This window comes from Achromobacter sp. HNDS-1 (assembly GCF_040084795.1).
Taxonomy (GTDB): domain Bacteria; phylum Pseudomonadota; class Gammaproteobacteria; order Burkholderiales; family Burkholderiaceae_B; genus Achromobacter; species Achromobacter ruhlandii.
This window is the reverse complement of sequence record NZ_CP157584.1, coordinates 6,196,234-6,216,812: the sequence shown is the minus strand read 5'-3', so window position 1 is coordinate 6,216,812 and position 20,579 is coordinate 6,196,234. Positions and strand designations below refer to the sequence as shown.

18 protein-coding genes are annotated in these 20,579 nt (G+C 69.4%); 7 read left to right on the top strand and 11 right to left on the bottom strand.

Annotated features, from left to right (window positions below):
• Window positions 1–3: 3 nt before the first annotated feature.
• The 3 genes from ABFG95_RS28645 to ABFG95_RS28635 all read right to left on the bottom strand — a co-directional run bounded on the left by ABFG95_RS28645 (window position 4) and on the right by ABFG95_RS28635 (window position 1,937).
• On the bottom strand, window positions 4–474 hold the full coding sequence (locus ABFG95_RS28645) for a tripartite tricarboxylate transporter TctB family protein (RefSeq protein ID WP_054418060.1): 471 nt from the start codon (window positions 472–474) through the stop codon (window positions 4–6).
• A 371-nt stretch (window positions 475–845) separates the two neighbouring features.
• Window positions 846–1,325 (bottom strand): DUF1348 family protein, encoded by a 480-nt coding sequence (locus tag ABFG95_RS28640; protein WP_054418063.1) that lies wholly within the window; start codon window positions 1,323–1,325, stop codon window positions 846–848.
• 42 nt (window positions 1,326–1,367) lie between these two features.
• Complete coding sequence (locus ABFG95_RS28635) at window positions 1,368–1,937, bottom strand: TetR family transcriptional regulator (protein ID WP_054418065.1); 570 nt, start codon at window positions 1,935–1,937, stop codon at window positions 1,368–1,370.
• A 424-nt stretch (window positions 1,938–2,361) separates the two neighbouring features.
• Here ABFG95_RS28635 and ABFG95_RS28630 point away from each other — a divergent pair, with 424 nt between their 5' ends.
• Window positions 2,362–2,511, top strand: a complete 150-nt coding sequence (locus ABFG95_RS28630) for a hypothetical protein (RefSeq protein WP_156326874.1) — start codon at window positions 2,362–2,364, stop codon at window positions 2,509–2,511.
• A gap of 72 nt (window positions 2,512–2,583) precedes the next feature.
• Here ABFG95_RS28630 and ABFG95_RS28625 read toward each other — a convergent pair whose 3' ends face one another.
• Together ABFG95_RS28625 and soxR are read right to left on the bottom strand one after the other, a co-directional pair.
• Window positions 2,584–4,347, bottom strand: a complete 1,764-nt coding sequence (locus ABFG95_RS28625; RefSeq protein WP_348995234.1) for a GGDEF domain-containing protein — start codon at window positions 4,345–4,347, stop codon at window positions 2,584–2,586.
• Window positions 4,348–4,579: 232 nt separating this feature from the next.
• Window positions 4,580–5,044, bottom strand: coding sequence for a redox-sensitive transcriptional activator SoxR (soxR, locus tag ABFG95_RS28620; RefSeq protein ID WP_049073633.1), 465 nt, complete (start codon window positions 5,042–5,044; stop codon window positions 4,580–4,582).
• Window positions 5,045–5,158: 114 nt separating this feature from the next.
• On the opposite strand from soxR, the gene ABFG95_RS28615 reads away from it, so the two are divergent.
• The gene (locus ABFG95_RS28615; protein ID WP_059270580.1) at window positions 5,159–5,581 is read left to right on the top strand and encodes a DoxX family protein; all 423 of its coding nucleotides are present in this window, start codon (window positions 5,159–5,161) and stop codon (window positions 5,579–5,581) included.
• 10 nt (window positions 5,582–5,591) lie between these two features.
• Here ABFG95_RS28615 and ABFG95_RS28610 read toward each other — a convergent pair whose 3' ends face one another.
• The 3 genes from ABFG95_RS28610 to ABFG95_RS28600 all read right to left on the bottom strand — a co-directional run bounded on the left by ABFG95_RS28610 (window position 5,592) and on the right by ABFG95_RS28600 (window position 10,270).
• Window positions 5,592–7,154, bottom strand: coding sequence for a diguanylate cyclase (locus ABFG95_RS28610; protein ID WP_341461490.1), 1,563 nt, complete (start codon window positions 7,152–7,154; stop codon window positions 5,592–5,594).
• Between the two features lie 137 nt (window positions 7,155–7,291).
• Window positions 7,292–8,410: a tyrosine-type recombinase/integrase gene (locus ABFG95_RS28605; RefSeq protein WP_278990672.1), complete on the bottom strand. Its 1,119-nt coding sequence runs from the start codon at window positions 8,408–8,410 to the stop codon at window positions 7,292–7,294.
• Between the two features lie 408 nt (window positions 8,411–8,818).
• Window positions 8,819–10,270 (bottom strand): 3-deoxy-D-arabino-heptulosonate 7-phosphate synthase, encoded by a 1,452-nt coding sequence (locus ABFG95_RS28600; protein ID WP_348995233.1) that lies wholly within the window; start codon window positions 10,268–10,270, stop codon window positions 8,819–8,821.
• Between ABFG95_RS28600 and ABFG95_RS28595 the strand changes: the two genes are divergently transcribed.
• Both ABFG95_RS28595 and ABFG95_RS28590 read left to right on the top strand, forming a co-directional pair.
• Window positions 10,269–10,493, top strand: a complete 225-nt coding sequence (locus tag ABFG95_RS28595) for a hypothetical protein (RefSeq protein WP_139122082.1) — start codon at window positions 10,269–10,271, stop codon at window positions 10,491–10,493. The two genes, ABFG95_RS28600 and ABFG95_RS28595, sit on opposite strands and share 2 nt — an antisense overlap.
• Before the next feature lie 98 nt (window positions 10,494–10,591).
• Window positions 10,592–14,116 carry an autotransporter domain-containing protein gene (locus ABFG95_RS28590; RefSeq protein WP_348995232.1) on the top strand — a complete coding sequence of 1,175 codons (3,525 nt, stop codon included), beginning with the start codon at window positions 10,592–10,594 and terminating at the stop codon, window positions 14,114–14,116.
• Between the two features lie 119 nt (window positions 14,117–14,235).
• Here the strand turns inward: ABFG95_RS28590 and ABFG95_RS28585 are convergent, their stop codons facing one another.
• From ABFG95_RS28585 to ABFG95_RS28575, 3 genes are all read right to left on the bottom strand, one after another.
• Entirely contained in the window at window positions 14,236–15,834 is a 1,599-nt protein-coding gene (locus ABFG95_RS28585) for a tetratricopeptide repeat protein (protein WP_348995231.1), read from the bottom strand.
• Window positions 15,806–16,432: a hypothetical protein gene (locus tag ABFG95_RS28580; protein WP_049073641.1), complete on the bottom strand. Its 627-nt coding sequence runs from the start codon at window positions 16,430–16,432 to the stop codon at window positions 15,806–15,808. The genes ABFG95_RS28585 and ABFG95_RS28580 overlap by 29 nt, the downstream gene beginning before the upstream one ends.
• Before the next feature lie 105 nt (window positions 16,433–16,537).
• On the bottom strand, window positions 16,538–16,873 hold the full coding sequence (locus tag ABFG95_RS28575) for a Rap1a/Tai family immunity protein (RefSeq protein ID WP_263900915.1): 336 nt from the start codon (window positions 16,871–16,873) through the stop codon (window positions 16,538–16,540).
• Window positions 16,874–17,126: 253 nt separating this feature from the next.
• Between ABFG95_RS28575 and ABFG95_RS28570 the strand changes: the two genes are divergently transcribed.
• From ABFG95_RS28570 to ABFG95_RS28560, 3 genes are all read left to right on the top strand, one after another.
• A complete protein-coding gene (locus tag ABFG95_RS28570; protein WP_336729565.1) occupies window positions 17,127–18,176 on the top strand; it encodes a DNA-binding protein in 1,050 nt (349 codons plus the stop codon).
• A gap of 74 nt (window positions 18,177–18,250) precedes the next feature.
• Complete coding sequence (gene ydiK / locus ABFG95_RS28565; protein WP_049073647.1) at window positions 18,251–19,357, top strand: AI-2E family transporter YdiK; 1,107 nt, start codon at window positions 18,251–18,253, stop codon at window positions 19,355–19,357.
• A 201-nt stretch (window positions 19,358–19,558) separates the two neighbouring features.
• The gene (locus ABFG95_RS28560; RefSeq protein WP_348995230.1) at window positions 19,559–20,284 is read left to right on the top strand and encodes an RNA pseudouridine synthase; all 726 of its coding nucleotides are present in this window, start codon (window positions 19,559–19,561) and stop codon (window positions 20,282–20,284) included.
• Window positions 20,285–20,579: the final 295 nt, after the last annotated feature.

The following is a 20,579-nucleotide window of genomic DNA, read 5'->3' as shown; positions in this document are numbered from 1 at the left end:
CGATCAACCCCAGCGGAACAGCGGAAACTGCAGCTGCAGCGCCCACGAGAAGACGGCAATGCCGAGAATGGTCACGCCCACGGCCAACAGCGCGGCGCTGCGCACGGTGTGCTGGCGGTCGCCCATGGCCGCGATGAAGACCAGCGCGAACGTGGCGGGCACCAGGCCGCCGTACTTGCCCAGCAGGATGAAGGCCATCAGGCCGCCGATGATGCAGCCCCAGCCGCGCCATTCGGGCGGGGGGATGTCTTCGGCTTCCTCGTCCACGTCCGGCGCGGAAAAAGCCGTGCGCGCGATGATCAGGCCCAGCAGGACCAGCAGCACGCCGAGAATGGCGGGGAACATGCCCGGCCCCATGCGGGCCAGGCTGCCGATGTTGTAAGTGGATGCCTGCGCGATGGCGCCCAGGCCGAGCACGATCATCGTGCCCGCGGCCCACGCCTCGCGCTTGATGACGCTGCGTTTGGATTGCATTGGATTCATTCCTCCCTTTGTTGTGGCTTTCATTCGAACTGACTTCTGTCTGAATAAAAGCTGACATTCCAATGAATGCGGGAGTCTAAGAATCCAAACTTCCGATCACCTTTCATGAAAGGGAAAAAATCCCGTCGCGAGGCGGAGCGCCCGGGGAAGAGGGCGGGAAATCCCTAAGCAGAATCGCGCATGAAAACCTCCCGCGAAAGACCGATATGCAGCTTGCTAGGCTTTCATTGCGCCACACCATGGGCCACGTCCCGCCATCCTCCTTGTGGCCACATTGCGCGGCGCACGGCTACGCCATCGGCGACGGGGACGACGGCATCAAGCGCGTGACGCTGCCCTGACGCCGCGCGGGCCGGCGGAGCCTACAGGCCCAGATCCGACAGGCCGGGATGGTCGTCCGGCCGGCGCCCCAGCGGCCAGCGGAACTTGCGTTCGGCTTCCAGGATCGGCAGGTCATTGATGCTGGCATGCCGCTGGGTCATCAGGCCGTCCTCGCCGAATTCCCAGTTCTCGTTGCCATACGAGCGGAACCAGTTGCCGGAATCATCGTGCCATTCGTAGGCATAGCGCACCGCGATGCGGTTGCCGCCAAAAGCCCATAGTTCCTTGATCAGCCGGTACTCCAGTTCCCTGGCCCACTTGCGGGCCAGGAAGTCGCGCGCCTCGTCGCGGTTGCGGACGAACTCGGCGCGATTGCGCCAGCGCGTGTCCAGGCTGTAGGCCAGCGCGACCTTGTCGGGGTCGCGGCTGTTCCAGCCGTCCTCGGCCAGGCGGACCTTCTGCACCGCGCTGGCGTGCGTGAACGGAGGAAGAGGAGGGCGGGTGGCGGGGGTCGATGTCATCGTGGATGCCTCGTTGGTGGGGGAAGAAAAGGGACGCGCGCCTTACCTCAGCAAGATCGCGGCGGCCCGCCGCGCGCTGTCAGCGATGGCGGGATCGCGCGCCACCAGCGCCACGGCGATGGCGCCGTCGATCAGCACCAGCCACTGGTCAGCGGCATCGTCAGGGTCCGGCAGCGCGGCGGCGCGCGTCAGCGTGCGCACGTAGTCCAGCAGGCGCGCCTTGTGTTCGCGCGCGACAGCCAGCACCGGGCTGGCCTCGTCGCCGATCTCGCCGGCGGCGTTGAGAAAAGCGCAGCCGCGGAAATCGTCGGACGCGAACCACTCGCGCAGGGCGTCGAACATGGACAGCAGGCGCGCGCGGGGTTCGGCCGCGCGCGAAGTCGCCGCGACGAACCATTGCATCCAGCGTTCGTCGCGCGCCCGCAGGGCGGCGGCCACCAGCGCGTCTTTGTTCGGGTAGAACTGATACACGCGCTTGCGCGCCACGCCCGAGGTCTTGACGATGAGATCCATGCCGGTGGCGTGGATGCCGCCAGCGTAGATCAGGTTTTCGGTGGTCCGCAGCAGGCGCTGGCGCACGTCGTCGGCGGAAGGGAGCGTCGGGGAGGGCATGGAGAATGATCGTTCTATATGAATGGAGGCATGCTAGAACGATCGTTCTCGGGTGTCAATCCGTTGCGCGCAGGATCGACCGGCGCGCAATCCGGCAAGGAACGCGGCCGCCGCCCCCCTTTGCCTGCTCCATCCGGATACATAGCCAGCCTTCAAATTGCTTGCAATATCGTCCAATTAGGACTAAAATGATTTCTTCGTCGCGCAACAATCTGGCATTTTTTACCGCGCCCCGCATGCAGCCCCGCGCTGCACCGCCGATTGGCGGCACGCCGCCGCACCCCATGCCCGACGTCCCAGGGCCACGCCCCTGGCGCCCGTTCCTGATGCTTTTCCCGCATTTCCGCCAGCATCCCGGGCGCGCTGGTTACCCGAGTCGTGCGCCTGCGCGGGGCAGGCCCACACCGCACACAGGAGTACGCACATGTCCCAACCGATCAGCAAGAAGACGCGCTTCGAGATTCCGCCGCTGAACTGGAAGGCACCCGACACCCGTCCGGATCCTGAAACCACATCGCATCCGGCGCCTGCCGAACCGGCGCAGGAACGCAGCGCAGCCAGTGTTCCCGCCTGACCCGCGCCAACCCGAAGCACGAGCGCCGCATCGATCAACGATGCGGCGTTTTTTTATGGGCCTCGGCCAGTTTCAAGTGATATCGCCAAGCACCACGCGGTTCTTGCCTTCGGTCTTGGCGCGGTACAGCAGCTCGTCCGCACGCCGGAACAGGGTGTCGGCCGCCGCGGCGTGGCGCCATGCCACACAGGCGACGCCGAAGCTGGCCGTCAACGTGAAGACCGTGCCGTCTTCGGCCGCCACCCTGGCCTGGGCGATGCGCACACGCATGCGCTCGGCCATCTCGATCGCGTGGCCGGATGTCGGCGCGTGGCAGAGCACCGCGAATTCCTCGCCGCCGACACGGGCCGCCACATCGCCGCGGCGCCAGGTCTGGCGGCACAGATCCGCCACGATCTTCAGCGCCGCATCGCCGCTGGCATGGCCGTAGGTGTCATTGATGCCCTTGAAATCATCGATATCGAACAGGATGAACGCCAGCACGGCGTGCTCGCCGCGCCACTGTGCCAGCGTCTGCTCGAAGCGGTTCTCGAAGGCGCGGCGGTTGAGCAGGCCGGTCAGGAAGTCGGTCTCGGCCATGACCGCCAGGTCGACGATCAGGCGGTCGCGTTCCCGTTCGACCTGACGGCGCGCCGCGGCATTGTCCTTGAGCACGCTCAATGCCGTGAACATGCCGTCGACTTCGCCGCGGTACTTGCCCACCGGAATGGATGCGACTTGCGCGCCGTCGGCGATGGCGCCGATGATGCGGGTGGCCTGCACGAACGGCCGGATCACGCGCCGCCGGAATTGTCGCAGCGCCAGCATCAGCGCGGCCGCCAGCGCGGCGGCCGCGAACAGGGTGGTGAGCAGCAGGCGGATCGCCTCGGCACGGTGCGCGTGAATGCGCTGTTCCATTTCGTCCAGCATCAGATCGCGGAACTGGGTGATGGCCTGCATCAGCGGCACATAGGTCGCCGCCAGCTCGGCCGCCGTGACATCGGCCCCTTCCGGTCGCAGCGCGGCAGTGTCGCGCACCCGCTCCAGATAGCGCAGCGCTTCGCCGAAATACAGGGTTCGCATCTCAGAATAGAGCTGCGAGGCGCGCAGATCCGGCCTTGGGGCCAGCCGCGCGTCCAGCAGGTCGCGCAACTGGTCGATGCGGCCCAGCACGCGCTCCATGCGGAACTGATCCGCTTCGGTCAGGCGCCGCTGCTTGGCCAGCGCGGGCGTGAAGGTCGAACCCAGCAGTCCTGCCTGTTCGCGCAGGTCGCTGGCCAGCAGCGCCGGCGTCAGCAGCTGCGGCGCGTCAAGCTCGTATTGCATCACCACGCCGACACTGTCGGCCATGGCCATCTGCAGTTCGGGCACCAGCGCCACCATGCCGTCGACCACGTCGAGCACGTGCTGGCCAGACATCTCGGCGCGCGGCGACGCGATCAGGGCATCGGCATCTTCGCGCGCCTTGAGCAGGGCGTAGCGGATGCGCTGGATGTTGGTGAATTCCCGGGCGCTGTCCGGCCGCAGCGGGGCGCGATAGAGGGCCAGCAGGTCGGCGATGCGGGTGTCGCTGCGCTCGCGCGCCGCCTGCAGCGCATCGCGCAGGCGTTGGCTGACGGGATGGTCGGCGCCCAGCGCGGCGTTCATCGGACCGCGTTCGGCCGAGACCATTTCCATGGCGATGACCGTGGCCCGCACCACCTTGAACGCCTGCAGGGCGTCGGAGGTGGCGACGTAGGCGGCGCGGCTCTGGATAAGCAGGATCGCGGTCAGGACCGACATCGGCAGCAATACGCCGGCCGCCAGTATCAGGAAATAGCGCTCGAGCGACTTAATCGAAAATCTACTGCACAGCATACGGGTGAACCGGCCTGATGCGATGTGTCTGTGCGCGCAGGATACTGTAATTACAGGGCCTGAAACCCGGCCGGGACGCCTGCGTGTGCTTATCTTCGCGGCGTCCGCAACACTATTGCAATCGAACACAAGCGGTTGCGCAACTAACCGAAATTAATGCGCTTTATCTCCGATCCGGTCGCGCCAGGCCGCGCGGGCGAGGCCGCGCCGGGCGTCACCGCCGGCCGGCGCGCTAGGGACGTTCCAGGATGCGTGGACCCGGCCCATCGCGGCCCAGCACGTCGTCGGGATTGCGCAACGGACAGTCCCGCAGCGACAGGCAGCCGCAACCGATGCAGCTGTCCAGCTCATCGCGCAGCCGGGTCAGCTTGCGGATGCGTTCGTCCAGGTTGGCGCGCCACTGCGATGACAGCGCTTTCCATTGCGCCGGCGTGAGCTTGTGGCTGTCCTGCGGAAAGCGGGCCATGGCCTCGCGGATCTCTTCCAGCGGAATGCCGGTGCGTTGCGCCACCTTGATGATGGCGATGTAGCGCAGCACGATGCCGGGAAAGCGCCGCTGGTTGCCGTCACTGCGCGAGCTGTGGATCAGCCCCTTGGACTCATAGAAGTGGATCGTGGAAACCGGCACGCCGCTGCGCCGCGCCACTTCGCCCACGGTCATGACGCGGGTGATATCGATCGGCTTGTCCGCCGTCATGGTGTTGACCTCAAGTTAGGTTGAGGTCTTATAGTCCGTCGCGCCCCATTTGGCAACCCGGAGCACTATCCCGAACGGCTCCGGCGGGCGCGTCCGCCTATCAGGAACACACGCATGCAGACACCGCAGTTCATCGAATCGCTATTGGAGAGCAGCTGGCTCTGGTTCATCGCCCGGCTATGCCTGGCGACGCTTTTTCTGTCATCCGGCGCCGCCAAGCTGATCGATTTTTCTGGCGGCATGGCCGAAATGCGCGCCGCCGGCCTGCACCCGGCGTGGCTGTTCAATAGCGCGGTGGCCGTGTTGATGCTGGCCGGCGCGGCGCTGATCCTCGCCGACCGCGCCATGTGGCTGGCGGCGGCCGCGCTGGGCCTGTTCCTGCTGCTGACCATTGTGATCGTGCACGCCTTCTGGCGACTGCCCGGCCCCCAGGGCAGGCTGGCGCTGTTCTTTGCCCTGGAGCACGTGGCCGTGATCGGCGGCCTGCTGGCGGCGGCCGTGGCCAGCCACTACCGCGCGCTGCTGACCTCGCCGTAGCGGCGCGCCGCTACGAAGCGGCGTGCAGCACCACCCGGTTGCGGCCCTGCTGCTTGGCGCTGTAGAGCGCGGCGTCGGCGGCGTGGAATGCTTGCGTCACGTCCGGTCCACAGGTCGGCCACTGCGCCACGCCGGCCGACACGGTGACGCCGCCCACCCGGTCGATGTCGCGATCGGCGATGCGCTGACGCAGCCGCTCGGCCACGATCACCGCCTCGTTCGCCCCCACCTCGGGCAACAGAATCAGGAATTCCTCTCCGCCGTTGCGGCACAGGATGTCGCCGGGACGCGAGCCGTCGCGCATCAGCTGGGCCACGCCCTGGATCACCTGGTCGCCCACGGTGTGGCCATAGGTGTCATTGACGCGCTTGAAGTGATCGATGTCCAGCGCCACCACCGAGAACGCCGTGCCGCTGGTCTGCAGATGATCCACCGCATCCTGGGTGCCGCGTCGGTTGCGCAGTCCGGTGAGCGGATCCGTGATGCTGGCCAGGTTGAGCTTGCCGATCTTGTCCTGCAGGCTGGTAAAGCTCCAGATCACCGCGCGCTTGAGGCGTTCAGCCTCGAAATACCAGGCCCTGACGGATTTGACGCGCTGCATCGCCACCGCCACGTCGTGGTGTTCGACGTTGGTGGCCAGCTGCGACAGCGGCAGCGAAATCTGCCGCGCGCACCACCAGATCGCCAGCAGGAACACCACGGCCAGCGGCGCGGCATAGCCGAGCAGCGCCCACAGCAGGCCGTCAAGCGGGGTGAGCGTCACGGCGGTGGGGCGCTGGGCCACCACGCCCCAGCCGCTGCTGGGCACCGGCGCATAGCCGGCCAGCATGTCCACGCCGCGCGAATTGACCAGGCGCCGGGCGCCGGCCTGGCCCTCGACCACCGCGTCGATCACCGGGTTGCCCGTCACCACCTCGCCGATCCGGTCCGGGTCGGCGTGATAGATCAGCCGTCCGTCTCCATCCACCACGTACAGATAGGAACCGTCGGTATAGGGATGACGCCCCAGCATGTCCTCCAGCGGGCTAGCCTTGCGCAGATGCAGGCTGCCGGCCACATAGCCCAGGAACCGGCCATCGGCGGCGATGATCGGATAGGACAGGTTGATCATCAGGTTGCCCGCGATCGATACGTAGGGCTTGCTGATTTCCGGATGACGCGACCGCAGCGCGACGCGACTGCCCGGGGTATCGACCCGGGTGCCCAGGAAAGTGCGGAAGTTCTGCGTGGTGGCCAGGATGAGGCCGTCGGCGCCCACCACGCCGACGGAATTGAAGCTGTCGCTCTGCTCCTGCACCCTCAGCACTTCGGCCGCCAGCACGGCCGGCGCGTCCATGTTGCCGGCGATGTGGCGCGCGCTGTAGCCCAGCTGACGCTGCGCCGCCTTGAGAAAATCGCCGGCGCTTTCGGCAAGCTTGGCCGCGTAGACGCGATTGGCTTCCAAGGTGTTGGCGATGAGTTGTTCGCGCTGCAGCCGGTAGCTGGCATACAGGGCATTGGCGGTGGCGGCAACGGCACTGAACACCGTGAGCGCGAGCACCAGGCCGCGCAGATTGATTCGCAGGGAAGACACAGCAGGCTTGGACCTCGGGGCACGCGCGGCGCGCCCTGGCGCCGGCAGCCGCCATTGTATTCAAGTGCGCGTCAGAGCCGAAACGGGGGCGTGCCCGCCGGCGGTCCCCGGCGGATTGGCCGGCGCGCCAGGGCGGTTCAGGCGTCCGGCGGCGTCACTTCGCCGTTCTCCAGCAATCGCGCCGCGCGCGACTGCGTGGCGGCGCCGGCGCGGTGATAGCCCATCACGGTGGCGACACTGGCATGTCCCGTCATGGCCATGGTTTCCGCCAGTGGCACGTTCTGGCGCCCGGCCTCGGTGACGAAGCCCGACCGCAGGCTGTGGGCCGAAAACGGTTCGGCCAGCCCCGCCAGCCGGCTGCGCTTGACCACAATGTCGCGCACCGCGGCGGCGGCCAGCGGTTCGCCCACCACGCCGCCGCGCCGCACCCGGCGGAACAGCGGGCCCTCGCTGATCCCGGCCGCCGCCAGCCACGCGTCGAGCGCGGCCGCGGCGGCGCCGACGATGGGCTTGATATTGTCGGCGTGCGCCGCGCCGCCCTGGTTGGTCTTGGAATGCGCCAGCGCATAGAGATAGCCTTGCGGCGTGCGCAGCGTATTGGCCGTGGTGGCGCGCACCACCTCCGAGCGTCGCCGCCCGCCGCTGGCCCAGGCAAACAGCAGCAGGGCGCGGTCGCGCAAGCCTTCGAGCGAGTCATCGCAGGTGTCCAGCAGCGCCTGCAACGGCGCGCGGGTCAGCGCCGGCTTTTTCGCGGGCAGCTCGCCGCGCCGGGCATAGGCGCGCCGGGCGCGCGACAGCAGCGTCGCCACCTGCTCGTGGCGGCAGGGGTTGATCAGTTCCTGCAGGGCGTGCGCCTTGGACAGCACCGCCACCCGGTGCAGCACGGTATTCAAGGACAGCGGCCCGGGCCGCGCCTTGACGCCCTGCGCCACCAGTTGTTGGTCGATCGGCTCCGGCAGGCCGTGATGCAGGCCGTCGGCGCCCTGGACCCGCAGATGGTCAACCACGAATTGCATCACCGCGGGCGCCGCGACCGGCAGCGTCAGCGGCTGGCCGAAACGCAGGGCATACCAGGCCGCCCAGTAGCGCATGGCGGTGCGGTAGGCGGCTTCGGTATTGGCCGAACTGCCTTCGCGCAACAGGGCGCGCACCGCGGCCTCGGTCGCCGCGTCCAGCGACGACGGGTCCAGCGGCGCGACCGGCCGCGCTGGCACGGCGGGCAACGCGGCAGAGGAGGGCGGGGCGGAAGGGCGCATGCGAAGGCCGGGCAAAAACCGCATTGTGCCCGATCCCGCCCACGGCGCGCCGAGGCGGGGTCGTCCGCAATCGCGCCAGCATTGTTACTCCCCGCCCCAGGCCGCGCGACCGCACTATGTCACCCAGACCAACGTCCGGGCACGCATCGCCGCCGTCGCGGACGGCCTCTGCCTGGCCGCCACGCCAATCTTCGCGCTGATGGCACTGTGGGGCACCCTGCGCGGCGCCGGCGCCATCCCGGGGCTGTGTGGCGGGGAGGGCGCCGCCTGGCTCGACGGCATGCCCGTCATGTACGCGCTGATGAGCGTCCTGCATGCCGCGCCCTGGTTGCGGCGCATCGCAGGCCATCGTGGCGCGGCGCGCCGGCCGCCGCGCAACGCTATGCCGGGTTCTCGCCCCGGCCGCGCTCAAGCTGACGCGCCCGCCGGCCTGGACAGGCTCGCCACGGTCGCCACCAGGTCGTCCGGATGCACCATCAAGGATCGCGCCAACTGACGCGTGGCGGCCAGATTCAGCGCCGGCCGCCAACGGGCATCGTGCCGCAACGCCTGCCAGAGCGGCGCCAGATCGTCCGGGTCCACCGGCCGGCCTTCGCTCAAGGCGGCGGCATAGGCCAGGCAGGAGGGCGCGGACAGCAACTGCGTCCGGCTGGCCGCGTGCAGCCCCGCATGCGGGGCATCGGCTGGCGCGTCGCTGCAATACAGCACCCGCTCGGCCAGCGCCGCTTCCGTGACCGGCAATGCCGCCAGCGATGCCCCCCGCACCTGGACCCTGCCTTGCTGGGTGGAGAACGCATATGCCTGATCCGGCCGCGCGCTCGCCAGCAGGCGCAGCCCGCGCAGCAAACGCGGCAGGTCGGTGGTGGCCGCCTCGACCGAGGCCTTGGCTTCGATCACCAGGCAGATATCCCAAAGCGCCGCCGGATCGGCGGGCGTCGCCGTGGCGCCTGCCTGCGCGCGGACCGCCGTCACTTGCGCCGGGTCGACGCGCCTGAGCAGCACCGCGTCCCATTCGGACTTGGCCCGATCCGCCTCGGCCGCCAGGCCGGCTGGCACGCGTAGCGAAGTCACGACACGATAGCGCGGGGCATCGCCCGCCGTGGCGGCTGCCTCCACTCGGTCCAGGTAAGCCGCGACGGCCTCCAGCGCGCGCGCCGCCAACGTTTCCACCATGACGCCGCGTTGCCGGGCGAGCCGGGCCTGGGCGCTGGCCTCGTCGCTGCCGGCGCGCGGGCCGAGTTGGGCGCGCAGCGATCGATAGCGGCATACCTGCGGATCGCGCGCCAGGGTTTCGATCCGGCACAATCGGGCCAAGGCCGGATCGGCGTCCAGGGCGCGCAAGGCCGAAGCCAGGTCGTCAATGATGGCCACCTCTGCCAGCAGCGGCAGGTTCCGCGCCAGTTCGGCCACCCGCCACCAGTCCGCCGCCCTGGCCGCCGCGTGCAATTGCGCGAGCTGGGTGTTCGCATCGCCGGGCGCCAGGCGCGCGGGTTTGCCGGGATGCGCCCATGCGTCAACCACGGCCCGGACTCTGCGCCGGTCGGCCGCCGCCCCGCCATCGAGCGCCAGGTACTCGCGCACCACGGGCAGGCGATAGGCCAGCACCGCGGCCTGGAACGCCGGGTCTGCGTCCCGCGGGCTCAGGGCCTCGCGGATGAGCCCGTCGAGCGAGACGACGAAGGCATCGCGCAGCGACGGGTCCGGTTCCTGGCCGGCCGCCAGCGTGGCTTGCAGGCGGCCGATGACTTGCGCCAACGACGCCGCGTGGCCAGCCGCCACGTCGGCGGCGGCGTCGCCTGCCACGCGATAGCGCCGCGGCACGGCGTCCAGCAGGGCATGAAGCGGACAAGGAGAGGGCATGGGCGACCTGATGCGGGATGCGGTGGAGTGTGCCGCCGGAGCGCAGGATTATGGCACCGTCGGCGTGAACCCGCGCGCCTCGGGCCAGGCGTTGTTCCCCTGCAAGGACCGCAAATGCGGCGGCGACGCCTGGACAGGCGCGCGCCGCCGGCCATGGGGAAATCCACAACTGCAACATTTCGCCAGGGTTGCCGCCCAGCTTTTACAATCGGCATCGATTTGATGACCTTGGCGCCGGTGCCCCGGCGCGCTGTCAGGCGCACATCCTCCAACGTGGCGGCCGCGGATCGATCCGCCGCATGCCCCCAACGCTCGCGCAATATGAAGAACAACGCCATCCATCGACTGGTATTGCCGATCGCCATCCTTTCCACCACGGCGCCATTGCCCGCGCTCGCCGCCCCCGGCGACATCGCCACCGCCGGCGGCCAGGGCGGCACCGGCGCCAACGCCAGCTACGGCAATGGCGGCGGCGGCGGGGCGGGAGGACTGGCGGGCGGCGGCGGCGGTGGCGGCGGCGGCCAGGGCGGCGTCCTGCCGACCACGCCCGTCGATGGCGGCGGTGGCGGCGCCGGTGCGACGCCGTCGACTGCTGCCGGCGCGGGCGCCAATGGCGGCAACTCCGGCTCCGCCGCCGGCGGAATAGGGGGCTTCTTGTACGGTAACGACCTGACTTCGGGCGGGAGCGGCGGCGGCGGCGCCGCGTCCGTGGGCGGCCCGGGTGGTCGGGGAGGGAACAGCCGTACGCCGAACCTTGGCGGCAATCTGAATGGCAGTGCCAGCACGGTATTGTCCAGCAGTGTGTCTGGCGAGGCAGGCGAGGCCGGCGAGGAGCAAGGCTTCAACGCTGGCGGCGGCGGCGGCGGTGGCGGGCAGGGCGGGCTCGTCCTGACCGCGCCTGGCGCGACGCTGGACACCGCGGGCAATCAGGTGCGCGGGGGCAACGGCGCCGCCGGAACCCTCGCGGGCGGCGGCGGCGGCGGCGGTGGCGCCGGCCTCGTGCTGCTTTCGGGCGGCACCATCCAAAACAACGGCGGCGACATTCTGGGCGGAGCGGGCGGCAATACTAACGTCGGGGTCGGCGCGAGCGGCGGCTCGGGCGGCGCGGGACTATTCCTGGTGGACGACGGAACCCTGTCCAACAATGCCGGCACCGTGCAGGGCGGCGCCGGCGGCACCGCCAACAACGGCGCGGGCAACCGCGGCGGCAACGGCGGCGCCGGCGTGCTCGCCAATCGCGGAACGATCATGAATTCCGCGACCATAAGGGGCGCATCGGCCGGCGCAGGCGCCAATGGCGGCATGGGCGGCGATGGCATCGTCGCCAACGGCACCGCCATCGACAACGCGGCGGGCGGGCTCATCTCGGGCGGCGCGGGCGGCAACTCGTTCGGCGCCTCGGCCGCGGGCGGCGAGGGCGGGGCGGGGGTGCGTTTCATCAACACCGGCGGGTCGCTGGTGAACGCCGGCATGATCCAGGGCGGGAGCGCCGGATCGTCCTCCAGCTTTCTAGCCGCGAGCGGCGGCGCGGCGGTCGTGGCGCAAGGCGGCGTCCAGATCATCAACAGCGGCACGCTGGTCGGCGGCTCAGGCAGCTTCAGCGCGCGGGCCAATGCCGTGCAGCTCAGTGGCGGCGGCAACCGCCTGACGCTGACGGCCGGGTCCGCCATCGTCGGCAACGTCGTCACGACCAGCGGCGCCGGCGCCAACGGCGACGTGTTGGCGCTGGGCGGCGATACGACCGATGCCAGCACAACCTTCAATGTCGGCCAGCTCGGCGCGGTGGGCAGCGGCGCGCAGTATCAAGGCTTCGCCAGCCTGGAGAAGTCCGGCGCCAGCCTCTGGACGCTGACAGGCGCCGCCACCGGCCTCATGTCATGGACGCTGCTTGGCGGCACGCTGGCCATCGCGTCGGATGACGCGCTTGGCGACCCGGCCGGTTCCCTGGCCCTGGACGGCGGCACATTGCGCAACACCGCGCCGATCGTTGCCACGCGCCCGCTGCAGGTGCGCGCCGGCGGCGGGACGCTGGAAACGCTGCAACCATTGACGCTGCAGGGCGCGCTGGGCGGCAACGGCGCGCTAGTCAAGACGGGCGCGGCCACGCTGACATTGAATGGCGTCAGTACCTACGCTGGCGCGCTTGATCTGCGGGCAGGCAAGCTGGTGGTGGGCGATGCGACCCATGCGGCGGCGGTCCTGCCGGCGGCCGTCACCGTGGCCAACGGCGCCAGCCTTGGCGGACAGGGGACGATTGGCGGCGTCATCGTCGCGTCCGGCGGCGTCATCGCGCCGGGCAACTCCATCGGCACCCTCAACGTGTCGGGCAATCTCACGCTTGCGCCCAGTTCGGTGTATCAGGTCGAGGTCGATCCCGGCTCGACGGCCAGCGACCGCATCGTCGTCGGCGGCACCGCCACGCTGGGCGGATCGGTCGTCCACATCGGGCCGGATGGAAATTTCAGCACGGCGCGCGACTATGTCATCGTGACCGCGGCCGGCGGCGTGACCGGCCGCTTCGGCAGTGTCGCCAGCAACTACGCCTTCCTGGATCCGCAATTGAGCTACGACGCCAATGCCGTCACGCTGCGGATGCCGCTCAAGCAGGTGCCTGGCGACCCCGGCTCGGGCAACGGCGAGAACGGCGGCAATGGTGGTAACGGAAACAACGGCGGCGGCACGCGCCCGATCCGCTTCGCCGACGCCGCGCTCACCCGCAACCAGCGCGCGGCGGCCAACGCCGTGCAAACCTTGCCGCAAGACAACCCGGTCTACGCCCGCGTGCTCAATCTGCCCTCGGGCGCGCCGCCGGCCGCCTTCGACGCCTTGTCGGGCGAAATGCATGCCAGCGCCACCGCCGTGCTGCGGGGCGTCGCCGACACCGTGGCCAGCCTTCCCGTGGATCATCTGCGCGCCAATCTGTATGCCGGCCAGACACCCGGCGCGTCCACCGCGCAGCGCGACAGCGCCGGCGCCACGAGGGACGGCGCTGCCTTGCCGCGCTCGGCGGCCCAACCGCTCTGGGCCCAGGCATTCGGCAATTGGCGCAGCCTGCGTGACGACGGCAACGCCGCCCGGGTACGCAATTCCGACGGCGGCCTGTTCGTTGGTGGCGACAGTGCGTTGCGCGGCGGCTGGCGCCTTGGCGGCGCCCTCGGCTATACCGGCAGCCATGCCTCGCTGCGCGACCGCGCCTCGACCGCCGACATCGACAGCTACAGCGCCACGATCTACGGCGGCAAGGCCTTCCAGGCGGGCGCGGGCCAGATCGAATGGACCGCGGGCCTGGCCTATACCTGGCACGCCATCGATACGCGCCGCGACACCGGCGCGGCCGGACTGAACCAGACCTTGAAGGCCAGCTATCACGCCGGCACCGCGCAGGTTTTCACCGAGCTGGGCTACCGGCTCGCCCTGAACGACCGCGTCGCGCTGCAGCCGTTCGCCGGCGTCGATTTCAGCGACCTGCGCACGCGCGGTTTCTCGGAATCCGGCGGTTCGGCGGCGCTGGACGGCGACAGCAAGCGCAACGCCGTCACCATGACCACGCTGGGCCTGCGTGGCGAGGCGCGCTTCGAATCCGCCGGCAGGCCTGGGCGCGTGCACGCCATGGCGGGCTGGCGCCACGCTTTCGGCGATCTCGATCCCACCACTACCTTGACGTTCAACGGCAGCGCGCCTTTCACGGTGGCCGGCACGCCCCTGGCGCGCGACGCGGCCGTCATCGGCCTGGGGATCGACATGCGGGTGACGGCCTCGACCACCGTCGGGGTGGCCTATGACGGCCAGTTTGGCGGCGGCAACCGCCAGAACGCAGGCAGCCTGAGTGTCGCCTGGCGCTTCTGACCGCCGCCCCAGGACGGCCGCCGATGATCGGCGTCGCGGTCGCGCGACGCCGACGGCTGGCGTTGATGCGTTGCCTGATGGACGGGGCGCCCGTTCCTTCGATTTTTCCGCCCCCGCGCTCAACGTTCCGCGATGCGCAGGATCGTCTCTTCATTGACGCCGCTGGCGCGCAGCTCACCCGCGAGCCGGCGCGCCTGGTCGCGCTGGACCGGCGTCATGTGCGCCAGGAGCGTGTCGCGGTATTCAGCGGTTGACGCGTCCGGCGAAGGAACGGCGTCGACCAATGCGAAAGCGACCGGCAGTTTGCGGGCGGTGCCACGTCCTTCGGCGTACATCACCCCCAGGCTGAACAGCGCCTCGCGATGCCCCTGCGCGGCGGCCTGGCGCATCAGGCGCATCGCCTGCGCTTCGTCCCGGGCCGTGCCGTCGCCGTTGGCATACATCACCGCCAGGTTGAACTGCGCCGATGCGTGGCCCTGGTCGGCCGCCTTGGCGTACCACTGCCGGGCCAGCGCGAGATCCTGCGGCACGCCGCGCCCGGCGTCGTATTGCTGTCCGAGATGCAGCTGCGCGGAGGCCAGGCCTTGCTCGGCGGCCTGGCGGAACCAATGCAGGGCCTGCGCCTGATCGCGCGCCACGCCGCGCCCCTGGAAATAGAGCAGGCCCAATGAGTCCTGCGCCGGCGGGTACCCCTGATCGGCGGCCTTGCGCAGCCATCGCGCGGCCTCGGCCGCGTCTTCCGGCACGCCTCGTCCGGCGAGATAGGCCCCGCCCAGCCGATCCTGCGCCGAGGCATTGCCCTGGTCGGCGGCCTTGCGCCACCACTGCGCGGCAAGCGCATCGTCGCGGGGCACGCCGCTGGCGGTGGCGTACATCGCCCCGAGATTGTTCTGCGCCTTCGCCAATCCTTGGTCGGCGGCCCGGCGAAACCACTGGACCGCCTCGCCGACATCCCGTCCCTTGGCTGCGCGCCCGTCCGCATACAACGTGCCCAGATTGTTCTGCGCCTCGGCATGGCCCTGCGCGGCGGCCAGGGCGAACCAGTGCTCGGCCTGGGCGTCGTCGCGCGCGCCGGCGCGGTCATCGAAATAGTAGTCGCCCAGCAGGAACCGGGCTTCGGCCAGGCCCTGGTCGGCCGCCTTGCGCCACCATTGCAGCGCCTGCGCGTCGTTGCGGACCACACCCTGGCCGCGATGGTACAGCTGGCCAAGCATGGCCTGCGCCTGGGCGTCGCCCTGCGCGGCGGCCTGGCCGCACCATTGCGCGGCCAGCGCGTAATCCTGCGGCACGCCGCGACCATTGGCATACATCACCGCCAGATTGAACTGGGCCCCGGCCACCGCCTGCTCGGCGGCTCGTCGCAGCCACTTCACCGCGAGCGCATCGTCCTGCTTGACGCCTTGCCCGTGCGCATACATCAGCCCCAGCCCATACTGGGCCTTGGCGTGGCCGGCTTCGGCCAGCGCGCGCCAATGTTCGAGCGCGCCGGCGTAATTGCCGGCCTGGTATTGCGCGTATCCCTGCGCGAACGGGTCGTCGCGCGGGTCCTGCGCGCCGGCCAGGGCAGGCGGAAGGGTCAGCGCCAGTACTATCAGTGCAACGTGAATTCGCATTGGCAATCCGTGATGGTGGCGCCGTGTGCGGGACGGGCGCCGGGAGCCCAAGAGAGAGAAGCGCCTGGCCGGGACCTCATTGCCCTGTCTGACGGGCGGCGGCATGGCGCGCGGCGATCCACGACAACCCGCCCACATCGGCGCCGCCCGTTTCGACGACTTCGGTGCCGGCCATCATCATTCCATAACCATGTTCGGCGTCCCAGGCACAGCCGAAATCCAGTCCGATGTAGGCCGCGCCAGCGACGGGGTGGAACGTGACGGTATTGAGCCGCAGCAACTTGTGCATGCTTCCTTCGTCCCATTGCCGCGGCAGCAGGAAGGCGTCATCGGGCAGTGCGATGCCTTCCTGTTCGGCCCGCAGGCGCGGCAAGTCGGCCAGCAGGGTGTCCCGCACGGTGCGATAGAACGCCGCGTCGTGAGCCAGCAGCCAAAGGGCCGCCTCGATCATCGGCGTTGCCGGCGCGTCGCAGGAACCATCGTCGTTCTCGAAGCACGCCAGCACCTCGCCCGGCGCCGCCAACCGGTCGTCGCGCGCATAGCCTTTCGACGGGGGGAGAGCGCTGGCGTCGCGAAAACGCGCTGTTTCCGGCAAGGGCAATGCCGTCATCCACACGCACCAGCCCTGGCGCGGCCCGTACAGCAACGGCAGCCCGGCTACGGCATGCGGCGCATAGTCCGCGGGAAGCTGCTCGGTATTCATCGCAACACTCCTTTGGCCGCCAGGGCGACCGGCATGGATTCAGGCACCGTGGTGTGCGGAATGCGCGCCCCGGATCGATTCAACGGCGGGCGGTGAGGGGAGCCGCTAGCGGCAGGCAAACGACCGGCGCAGCGCCTCGCTCACCAGCGGCGCGGCATTCCCGTCGAGGCGGCTGGCGGGCAACTCGGACAGGTAGGTGTAGACGCGGTCCTTCAGTTCATGGGGCAGGACGCCGCTGCGGGTACACCAGAGCGTGCCCTGGGTCTGGTCGGCGACCCCCAGTATGTAGGCCTGCGCATACGAGGCCGAGAACTGTCGGCCGAGCGAGGCATCGCGCACTTCAGAAGGCATCCGCCCGGCAAGCGCCGTGGCCAGTTCGGCGCCAGTGAAGTGCCACGTCCTGGGTTCCTGGGCCTGTGCGATGGCGGACGCTAACAGCATGATGACCAACATGAGGCGCTTCATTGGCGGTTTTCCCCCTTCATACGAACCGGTGACCGTGGTCGGGCGTGGTGGCCCATGACTGCCGTCGATGTTAGCACCTGCCTGTTTCGAGCCAGGAAAGACGAGCTTCGTCTTGAAAGATATGAAATCCTACATATGATGTATGATATAAAACGTTTACTGCAATTTAATCACGATAAGATTCCATTATCGTGAGTAATTCAACACTATCGAACCGGGAAATCCAGCCATGGCCGCAGGAATCAACGAACAGGATGTATGGCGCGCCGCCGACGCCTTGCTGCTGGAGGGCGCCCGGCCCACCATCGAGCGGGTGCGCCAGAAGATCGGACGCGGCTCGCCCAATACCGTCAGCCCGCACCTGGAAACCTGGTTCCGCGCCCTTGGCGCCCGCATCCAGGATCCCGGCGCGTTCGCCGCGCCCGCGGCGGTGCCCGAGCCCATCGCCCAGGCCGCCGCCCATTTCTGGGAAACCGCCCTGGCCGCCGCCCGGGCCGACCAGGCCGACGCCCTCCGCGAACGCTGGGACGAACTGCGCCAGGAGGGCGATCGCCTGGCCGCGCAGGCCGAGCAGCTGCGGCAGCGCGAGGCCGTGCTTGCCAGCCGCGAACGCGACCTGGAAGAAGGCCTTAAGGTCGTGACCGGGCAATTGGCCGCCACCGAGTCCCGGCTGCGGGCGGCCGAAGGCCAGTTGCGCCAGCGCGACGACGCCGTGGCCTTGGGCCAGCAGCAACTGGCCGATGCCCGCGCCGCCTTGCTGGCCCAGGTGGCCGATGCCGAACGCGGCCGCCAGGAACAGGCCGAGGCCCTGGCCGCGGCGCACGCGCGCCATGCCGCCCACGAACGCCGCTGGCTCAACGAGCTGGACGCCGAACGCGGCAGCGCCAAGCGCCTGCAGGCGCGCCTGGACGAATTGCAGGCTGCCCAGCAACAGCAGGCCGAACAGTCGCGCCAGGCCCTGGCGCAGGCCGCCGAGCGCCTGCGCGCCGCCGAAACCGAGGCCGCCGCGCAGGCGCGCGCGATGCAGGCCGAGGCCCAGGCGGAGCAGGGGCGGCGCCAGGCCGAACTGGCCACGGCGCAGGAAGCGCTGCAGGCTTCACGCCGCCGCGAGCAGGATCTGGCCCAGCGCCTGGCGGCCGCCGAAACGCGGCAGGCCGAATTGCTGGCGCAGCAGCAAGCCCGCGATGCACAGTTACTGGAACTGACCCGCCACCTGATCGCGGCGCGCGTCGACCCGCGCGCCGCCGCGGGCGAGGACACGCCCGGCAACGGCGCCTGAGGCGCGGCGGCGCGCCACGGCCGGCGAAGTTCGGATAAATTCGTACACGGCCAATCCGCCGCCTGGAGCCTCGCTTGAATCCGATCCCACGCCCGCCCGCGGACCTCGCCCGCAATCTGCTCGTCATCGTCATCCTGTCGGCGCTGATGATCGGCAGCCTGTACGTCCTCAAACCATTCCTGTTCGGCCTGATCTGGGCCACCACCATCGTGGTGGCGACCTGGCCCGTGATGCGGGCGGTGCAGCGTCGCTGCGGCGGCCGCCGCTGGCTGGCCACGGGGGCCATGCTGATCGTGCTGCTGGTGGTGATCGTGCTGCCGCTGTATCAGGCGATCTCGACGCTGGCGCTGCATGGCGGCGCCATCATGGCCGCCATCAAGGGCCTGCCGGACTATGCCCTGATGGCGCCGCCGGGCTGGGTGCGCGGCATTCCGCTGGGCGGCGAGCGCATCGCGCGGGAATGGCAGGCGCTGGCCGATGCCGGGGCCGGCGGCCTCTTGGCGCGGCTCGAGCCGTACGTCACCATGGCCGCCAAATGGCTGCTGAGCAATGCCGCCATTGTCGGGGTGTTCGTGATGCACATGCTGATCACGATCGTGATCGCCGGCATCCTCTACAGTCAGGGCGACGTGGCCGCCGATTTCGTGCAGCGCTTTGCCAATCGGCTGGCCGGGCACCGCGGCGTGGCGGCGATCCGCCTGGCGGGCCTGTCGATCCGCGCGGTGGCGCTGGGCATCGTGGTCACGGCGGTGGTGCAGTCGGCGCTGGGCGGCCTGGGCCTGTGGATCGCCGGCGTGCCGGCGGCCGGGGTCATCACCGCCCTGATGCTGATGCTGTGCCTGGCGCAGCTGGGGCCGTTCCTGCCGCTGCTCGGCGGGGTGATCTGGCTGTTCCAGAACGACATGAAGGTGACGGCGATCCTGCTGCTGGTGTGGGCGGTGCTGGTCACCATGCTGGATAACCTGCTGCGGCCGATGCTGATCAAGCGCGGCGTGAACCTGTCCATGCTGCTGATCCTGGCCGGAGTGCTGGGGGGCATGCTCGCCTTCGGCATCGTCGGCCTGTTCATCGGCCCGGTGATCCTGGCGGTGACGTCCACGCTGCTCAAGGCCTGGGTCGACGAAGTCCCGCCGCCCGCAATCGACGCGCCGGCCGCCGCCACGCAATCCACCGATCCGTGAACCGCCCACGCGATCGGTCGCGGGCCGCCGCAAGGCCGTCGGAAACGGCGTAACATCTCGCTCCAGGCCCCATGCCTGCGCCCCGGGCGCCGCGCGGGGCCGGTCTTTTTTCGCCTTTCACGCCGTATCCGAGATGACGATGTTCCCGCCGATTGCCCAGCCCCGCCATTTTCCCGTCCTGCACGCGCCGGCGGTGCGGCCATGAGCGATAGCGTGCGCCTGGCCAAGCGGTTGGCCGCCGAACAATCCTGCTCCCGCGGCGACGCCGAACGCTACATCGAGGGGGGCTGGGTCGCCGTGGATGGCAAGGTCGTCGAAGAACCGGGCTTTCGCGTCGGGCCCGACCAGGCCGTGACCCTGCTGCCAGGCGCGCGCCTGGAGGAAATGCGGCCCGTGACCGTGCTGGTGCACAAGCCGGCGGGCCTGTCGGCCTCGGATCCGGCGCACTCGGCCCTGGCGCTGGTGGTGCCCGAGAACCTGATGCCGGGCGACCGTTCCGGCCAGCGCTACCTCCAGCGCATGTTCAACGGTCTGAAGCTGGCCACGCCGCTGGAGCGCGCGGCCAGCGGACTGGTGGTCTACACCCAGGAATACGCGGTCACGCGCAAGCTGGTGCAAGAGGGCCCGCACGTCGAACAGGAATACATCGCGCAGGTGCGCGGCACGCTGGATGCTGCCGGCCTGGCGCGGCTGCAACGCGGCCTGGCCTACGAAGGCCGGCCGGCCACGCCCATGAAGGTCAGCTGGCAGAACGAAACCCACCTGCGCTTTGCGCTCAAGACGCCCGCGCTGGGTTTCATCGAATACGCCTGCGATGCGGCTGGCCTGCAATTGCTGGCGTTGCGCCGCATCCGCATCGGCCGGCTCCCCATGGCCGGCCTGGCGGCGGGGCAGTGGCGCTACCGGCTCGACTACGAGCGCTTCTGAAGACTTAAAGTGAATTCTGGAATAACTTAAAGTGAATTCGGGGATGGCAGGGCACACTTAAAGTGAATTCTAGGAAAGAATAAGGGAACGCTGACCGCTCCAAACCCCGGAATCCTTTCTAAGGTGAATTCTCATTAATTAGCCATAAGTATTTGATAAATAGCAATAACCAGGAATAGGGAATGGCAATGCCGCCTCGCGAGTCTGTTGCACCGATCGATCCCACGCGGCGCGGCCTGCTGCGAGCGGCGGGCGCATTGGGGCTGTCCAGCCTGGCGCTGGCGGGCTGCGCGGG